The sequence below is a fragment of the Herbaspirillum sp. LeCh32-8 genome (assembly GCF_017814915.1).
Taxonomy (GTDB): Bacteria; Pseudomonadota; Gammaproteobacteria; order Burkholderiales; family Burkholderiaceae_D; genus Herbaspirillum.
On record NZ_JAGIPZ010000006.1, the window covers coordinates 301,262 to 307,537 of the forward strand.

General features: G+C 64.3%; 6 protein-coding genes and 1 pseudogene. 5 read left to right on the forward strand and 2 right to left on the reverse strand.

The genetic code is table 11. The annotated features are described in order from the left end of the window. Positions 1 to 20 precede the first annotated feature (20 nt). Positions 21 to 554, reverse strand: a complete 534-nt coding sequence (locus J8I26_RS13615; RefSeq protein ID WP_209607627.1) for a carboxymuconolactone decarboxylase family protein — start codon at positions 552 to 554, stop codon at positions 21 to 23. 172 nt (positions 555 to 726) lie between these two features. Between J8I26_RS13615 and J8I26_RS13620 the strand changes: the two genes are divergently transcribed. Continuing rightward, positions 727 to 1,755: an AraC family transcriptional regulator gene (locus J8I26_RS13620; protein ID WP_209607628.1), complete on the forward strand. Its 1,029-nt coding sequence runs from the start codon at positions 727 to 729 to the stop codon at positions 1,753 to 1,755. A gap of 52 nt (positions 1,756 to 1,807) precedes the next feature. Here the strand turns inward: J8I26_RS13620 and J8I26_RS13625 are convergent, their stop codons facing one another. Further along, positions 1,808 to 2,272, reverse strand: a complete 465-nt coding sequence (locus J8I26_RS13625; protein WP_209607629.1) for an Lrp/AsnC ligand binding domain-containing protein — start codon at positions 2,270 to 2,272, stop codon at positions 1,808 to 1,810. Positions 2,273 to 2,630: 358 nt separating this feature from the next. Between J8I26_RS13625 and J8I26_RS13630 the strand changes: the two genes are divergently transcribed. The 4 genes and pseudogenes from J8I26_RS13630 to J8I26_RS13645 form a co-directional block, all read left to right on the forward strand. Continuing rightward, entirely contained in the window at positions 2,631 to 3,767 is a 1,137-nt protein-coding gene (locus tag J8I26_RS13630; protein WP_209607630.1) for a branched-chain amino acid ABC transporter substrate-binding protein, read from the forward strand. A gap of 219 nt (positions 3,768 to 3,986) precedes the next feature. Further along, complete coding sequence (gene lhpH, locus J8I26_RS13635) at positions 3,987 to 4,997, forward strand: trans-3-hydroxy-L-proline dehydratase (RefSeq protein ID WP_209607631.1); 1,011 nt, start codon at positions 3,987 to 3,989, stop codon at positions 4,995 to 4,997. Between the two features lie 35 nt (positions 4,998 to 5,032). Further along, positions 5,033 to 5,974, forward strand: a complete 942-nt coding sequence (locus tag J8I26_RS13640) for a delta(1)-pyrroline-2-carboxylate reductase family protein (protein WP_209607632.1) — start codon at positions 5,033 to 5,035, stop codon at positions 5,972 to 5,974. Positions 5,975 to 6,154: 180 nt separating this feature from the next. Then, positions 6,155 to 6,276: pseudogene (locus tag J8I26_RS13645) on the forward strand (branched-chain amino acid ABC transporter permease); the annotation flags it as partial.

Below are 6,276 nucleotides of genomic sequence, written 5' to 3' on the forward strand. Positions count from 1 at the left end.
CCGGCGCATCCGCATCCGCATCACGGCGCGGGCGGGAAATCCACCACAGTATCGTTGACGCGGTTGAACAGGTTGGTCAGCGTGATGGCCGACACCGCCAGCAGCGTGTCGACGATCTGGGCGTCGCTGTAGACGGCGCGCACGCGCTCCACCAGCGCCGCAGCCACGGTGCCGCGGGTGCCGACCAGGCTGCGTGCGAATTCGGTCAGCAGGTCCAGCTTGTCGTCGCCCGAGGCTTGGCCGTGGCGGGCGCTCAGCATGGCCTGGTTGTCCAGCCCGGCCTTCTTGCCGATCAGGGTATGCGCGGCCAGGCAATAGTCGCAGCCGGCCTTTTCGCTGACGGCCAGCTTGATCGCTTCGATCTCGCGCGACGACAGGCTGCTCTTGCGCAGCGCGCCGTCCAGGTGCAGTACGGATTCCAGCGCCACCGGGCTGAGCATGCCCATGTTGGCGTAGGCGTTGGGCACCATGCCCGCGGCCGACTTGATGGCGCTGAACAGTTGCGCGGCCTGGCCGCTGGCTTCGGTGATCGGTTGGGTGCTGAGACGGGGCATGGTGATTCTCCTTTGCGATGAATACGATGGGTACGATGGATGCGCGATCCGTGGCGGCGGGATTGCCGTCGTATCGGTTCTGCGCATGGCTGTAATGTAGGCCTGTCGCATGCAATTTTTAATGCCTTTAGATCGCTTAAAATTGCTCAAAAATCTCATGCAAAGGAAAAACGTGGATGCCCTGAGTCGCCTGCTGTCCCTGCACCCGGTACGTGCCGCGCTGGATATTCGTTGCCGCTTCGGCGAACCCTGGAACCTGCAGCACGAGGCCCGTGCGCTCGGTGTCGCGCCCTACCATTTCATCCTCGAAGGCCAGGCCCGGCTGGAAGTGGAGGGCCATCCGCCGATGCAGCTGCTGCCGGGCGACCTGGTGCTGTTCGCACGGGGCGCGGCGCATTGCCTGCACACCGCCTCGCCGGAGCAGGCCAGCGTGGTGCGCGTGGTCGACGCGGCCTCGCCGGTGCGGCTGCATGTCAATGGCGATGCGGCGGGCGACGGGCCGGCGCTGTCCGATTTCCTGTGCGGGCAATTCCATTTCGAGTCGCCGCAATCCAACGCCTTGATGCAGGCTCTGCCCGAGGTGATGCTGGTGCGCGGCGCCGAGCTCCCCGACGGCCACGGCCTGCGCACATTGGCCACGTTGCTGCGCGACGAGTGCGGCGGCGCGCACGGTGACGGCGGTGAGCGCGAGGGCGCGCAGGCGGTGGTGGCCGGGCTGGCGGCGGCACTGTTCGGACTGGCCATTCGCGCCTGGCTGGGGCGGGGCGGGCCGCAACCGGGTTTGCTGGCGCTGTTGGCGCATCCGCGCCTGCAGCATGCGGTGCGGGCCATGCTGGGAGCGTCGCAGGAGGACTGGTCGCTGGAGCGCCTGGCCGAGGTCAGCCACTTGTCGCGCGCCACCTTTGCGCGCCAGTTCCGCGAGGTCGGTGGCGCAACGCCGGGCGAGCTCCTGCAGCAGTTGCGCATGGCGCAGGCGGCGCGCTTGTTGAGTTACAGCAAAATGGGGACGGCCGAGATCGGCGAAGCGGTCGGCTACCAGTCGGAAGCCGCCTTCAATCGCGTGTTCAAGAAGTACAGCGGGATGGGGCCCGGCAGCTACCGGCGTCGGTTGCGCGCCGGCGAGCCGGATGCCGCGCCGGGCGCGACGACGCAGGCACAGAACGGGAGCGGGAGCGAAAAAGAAGCCGCAGCAAAGCGGTGAAAAAAACGCCGGCGAAAACCGACGACGTCCTCAGCGAACGGGCGGCAAATACTCAGCGAATGGGCAGGCGAATGGTGTTCTTCACTTCTTCCATCACCGCATAGGTGTGGGTTTCGCGCACGCCCTTTAATTGCAGCAGCGACTTGCCGAGGAATTCGCGATACGCGTTCATGTCCTTGACGCGCGACTTCACCAAATAATCAAAGCCGCCAGCCACCATGTGGCACTCCATGATCTCCGGAATGCTCTGCACGCTCTTCTTGAACTCGGCGAACACGTCCGGCGTGGTGCGGTCCAGCACCACCTCGATGAACACGAGCAGGGACACGTCCAGCAGCTCGGGATTCAACTGCGCCGCGTAGCCGAGGATGTAGCCGGCTTCCTGCAACTTGCGCACGCGTTCCAGGCAAGCCGCCGGCGAAAGATTCACCCGCGCGGCCAGGTCGACGTTGCTGATACGACCGTCGTTTTGGAGTTCCGCCAGAATTTTCTTGCTGATCTTGTCGAGCGCAGCCATGGTTTCTGAATTTTATTCAGTGAAATAATTTTAAAGAGAATTTAATTCTGATTATAAAGGCAATAAACACGCCTAATATCAGGAAAGAGAAAATAGAATCCTCCCTCATAAAAAATATAACGTAATGCGGGCATGGTGCGCCAACGGCGGTGCGCCTGCGCGGATGACAGCAGTTTTCTCCGGCAATCTTTTTACGAGTTTTGATATGTTCGTACCTGCAACGGCGCAGACAGTACAGCATCGACGGAACCGCGACCTCACGTTCCCTGTGAACCGGGGTGGCGCAAATCCTGCTTTTCCAGCGTTTTAAAACAAAATTACCCGCAGTCTGACTTTCTAGAAGAGAGGAAACACCCATATGTTCAAGCGCGTCTCCGGACTCAATATCATCGCCGCTTCGCTGGCGCTGATCCCCGCCTTCGCCATGGCGCAGGAAACCCAGGTGGTCAAGATCGGCTTCTCCAGCCCGCTGACCGGTCCGCAGGCTTCGGCCGGCAAGGACAACCAGGGCGGCCTGATGATGGCCGTCGAGCGCCTGAATGCGCAGCCCATCACCGTCGGCGGCAAGAAGATCAAGTTCGAAGTGATCGCCGAGGACGACCAGGCCGATCCGAAGTCGGGTGTGGCTGCAGCGCAAAAGCTGGCTGACCAGGGCATCAAGGCCATCGTCGGCCCGTACAACTCGGGCGTGACCATCCCGGCCTCGCGCGTGTTCAACGACGCGGGCATCGTGGTCGCCACCGTGGCGTCCAACCCGAAGATCACCCAACAAGGCTTCGCCACCCTGTTCCGCGTCGCGGCCAGCGACAGCCAGCTGGGCGGCAAGATGGCGCTGTATGCGGCCAAGGAACTGAAGATCAAGCGCGTCTCGGTGATCGACGACCGCACCGCCTACGGCCAGGGCCTGGCTGAAGAATTCGCCAAGGTCGCCAAGGCCAACGGCCTGGAAGTGGTCAGCAAGGACTTCACCAACGACAAGGCGACCGACTTCACCGCCATCCTGACCTCCATCAAGGGCAAGAAGCCCGACGCCGTCTTCATCGGCGGCTACGCTCCGCAAGGCGGCCCGATCAAGCGCCAGATGAAGCAGCTGGGCATCGACGTCATCCTGATGGGCGGCGACGGTATCTGCTCGCCGGAAATGGGCCGCCTGGGTGGCGACGCCATCGGCGAGTCGGTCTACTGTACCCAGGGCGGCACGATGCTGGACAAGGCCAAGGAAGGCAAGGTCTTCGCCGACGACTACCAGAAGAAGTACAACCGTCCCGCGGAAACCTACGCCGTCTCGTTCTACGACGGCATGATGCTGATCGCCCAGGCCATGAAGGAAGCCAACTCGGTCGAGCCCAAGCAGTTCGGCCCGGCGCTGGCCAAGATCAGCTACAAGGGCGTGGCCGGCCAGTACGACTTCGACGCCAACCACGACCTGAAGCAATCCCCGGTGACCGTGTATCGCTTCAAGAACGGCCTGCCGGTTCCGCTGACCAGCTACTGATCGGCGTCACGCCCGTCATTGCCTGATTCCGTCTCGCCGGCGCACTGCCGGCGGGACGGAGCAAGCCAACACTCCCGTTTGCATTCCTGACGCGCAGCACCTGTTTCTGCCGGCCACGGGCCGGCGATGGGCGGGTGGTTGCCGCGCGCATGTTTTGCCGCGCCGAGGTGATACCCTGTCGCCTCGGTCGTATCGTCGTACAGAGTGAGAAGGAAGACCATGCTCAGCTATACCCGCACCGTCCAGACCATTGACGCCCACACCGGCGGCGAGCCGCTGCGCATTGTCGTTTCCGGCCTGCCCAAGATCCCGGCCGGCCCCATCCTGCAGCAGCGCGCCTGGCTGAAGGAGCACCGCGACGACCTGCGCCAGTTCCTGATGAACGAGCCGCGCGGTCACGCCGACATGTACGGCGCCTACCTGCTGCCGCCGGTCACCGCCGGCGCCGACTTCGGCGTCATCTTCATCCACAACGAAGGCTACAGCGACATGTGCGGCCACGGCATCATCGCCCTGGGCAAGGTGCTGGTCGAGATGGGTTACGTGGAGCCGGTGGCGCCGGTCACGCGCATCTGCTTCGACGCTCCGGCCGGCTTCATCGAAGCCTTCGTCGAGTGGGACGGCAAGCGCGCCGGACGCGTCAGCTTCAACAACGTGCCGGCCTTCATCTATCAGCGCGACGTCGAGGTCGACACGCCCAGCTTCGGCAAGATCAAGGGCGACATCGTCTTCGGCGGCGCCTTCTACTATTACATCAACGCCGCCCAGGCCAAGCTCACCGTCAAGCCGGAACTGGTGCGCCAGCTGATTCAGCTGGGCGCCGAGACCAAGGCCGCGGTGATCGCCAAGGTCAAGATCCAGCATCCGCTGGAGCCGGGCCTCAATACCCTGTACGGCACCATCGTCGACAGCGAACCCAATTTCCCCGGCGCCGACCAGTCCAACGTGTGCATCTTCGCCGACCGCGAGGTCGACCGTTCGCCCACCGGCACCGGCACCTCCGGTCGCGCCGCGCAGCTGTTCCTGCGCGGGCAGCTGGCGCTGAACCAGAACTACGTCAACGGCAGCATCGTCGGCAGCAACTTCGGCGTGCGCGTCACCGCGCCCACCAAGGTCGGCGAGTTCGATGGCGCGCTGACCGAAGTCAGCGGCTACGCCCACATCATGAGCACCAACCAGTGGGTGCTGGAAGAGTCGGACCCGTTCCCGACCGGCTTCTTCCTGCGCTGATCCGGCCACCGACATCCAGAACCAAGGACTCAGGCATGCATATCCTGGACGCCCAACAAACCGCCGCCGCGCTGCCCTATGCGCAACTGGTCGCCGCGCTGGAGAGCGCCGCGCAGGAATTCGTCAGCGGCGCCATCCGCGCGCCCGAGCGCCTGGTGGTGCCGATCGACGCCTCCAGCGTGCTGCTGTGCATGCCGGCCATCGCCGACGATTTGTCGGTGACCAAGCTGATCACCGTGCACGCCGACAACGGCCGGCACCAGCTGCCCGCCATCCAGGGCGAGGTGGTGGCCTTCGAGACCCATACGGGCCGCCGCATCGCGCTGATGGACGGCCCCACCGTCACCGGCCGTCGCACCGCCGCCATGACCATGCTGGGCATCAAGACGCTGCTGCCGCGTACGCCGAAGTCGGCGCTGCTGATCGGCACCGGCGCGCAGGCTGCGGCGCATGCCGACGCGCTGGTCGAGTTCTTCGGCGTCACCCAGTTCTGGGTTGCCGCACGCGACCTGCCGCGCACCCAGGCGTTTTGCAGCGCCCTGTGCGAACGCCACCCGAGTGCGGTGGCCAGCCCCTTGCCGGTTGAACTGCTGCAACGCGACCTGCCGCACACCGATGTGCTGATCGCGCTGACCACCTCGCGCACCGCCGTGATTCCCGAGCATGTGGCGCCCGACACGCTGGCCATCGGCGTGGGCGCCTTCAAGCCGGACATGGTCGAATTCCCGGCCGCGCTGCTGCACGCGCGCAGCGTGGTGGTTGACGACCTCGGCGGCGCTCATCATGAAGCCGGCGACCTGATCCAGGCCAAGGTCGACTGGGATCACGTGGTCGCGCTGGGCGACGTGTTGTCGGGCAAGGTCGATCGCGCCGCGCTGGGCAAGAACGGCGCGCTGCCGGTATTGAAGACCGTGGGCCAGGCCTCCTGGGACCTGGCCGCGGCACGCGTCATGCGAGCGTCGCTGGCGCCGCAGTAACTCATGCATCGAGCGCGAACCTGGTTCGCGCTCTTTTCTTATCCGCAGCACCACAGACACCAACAGGCACAACAAGGGAGAACCCAATGACATGCAAACAGCAGCGCCGTCCACAAGGCGCAAGCACTCACACCATCCGGCCCCCGGTCCGACCGTAAAGACGCAGAGGAGACACGATTCATGGACATTTTCATCCAGCAGATCATCAACGGATTGGTGCTAGGAAGCATGTATGCGCTGATCGCGTTGGGTTACACGATGGTGTACGGCGTGCTGAACCTGATCAACTTTGCGCACGGCGA